Source organism: Sphingomonas sp. 10B4 (assembly GCF_035019905.1).
In the GTDB taxonomy this organism is placed as follows: domain Bacteria; phylum Pseudomonadota; class Alphaproteobacteria; order Sphingomonadales; family Sphingomonadaceae; genus Sphingomonas; species Sphingomonas glacialis.
On record NZ_JASJVC010000462.1, the window covers coordinates 1 to 250 of the forward strand.

The 250-nt window shown below is 64.4% G+C and carries 1 protein-coding gene; it reads right to left on the reverse strand.

Annotated elements, in window-relative coordinates:
• Positions 1-49: 49 nt before the first annotated feature.
• On the reverse strand, positions 50-250 hold a 201-nt coding region (locus QN347_RS20500; protein WP_323494502.1), incomplete at its 5' end, for a hypothetical protein.

The window sequence follows — 250 nt, forward strand, 5'->3', positions numbered from 1 at the left end:
TGCTTCACCCGTGCAGACAATCGCAGCCAGACCGTCGGGGCCGGTCGCGTCAGCGATCGGGAAAGGCGGAGGGCAAGATAAAAGGGGCGGCACGTACCGTGTCGCAATGGCAGTCTGCACGTGGGTTTGGCACGGCACGGCGGCTTGCAGCCAGCGTGCCGTCGTGGAGCGCAAAGCCGGATGGGCTCAAGGTTTCCGGTGTGCCGTCTTCGATGCGGTATGCCAATCTACGCTGGAGCTGGTGCCATGG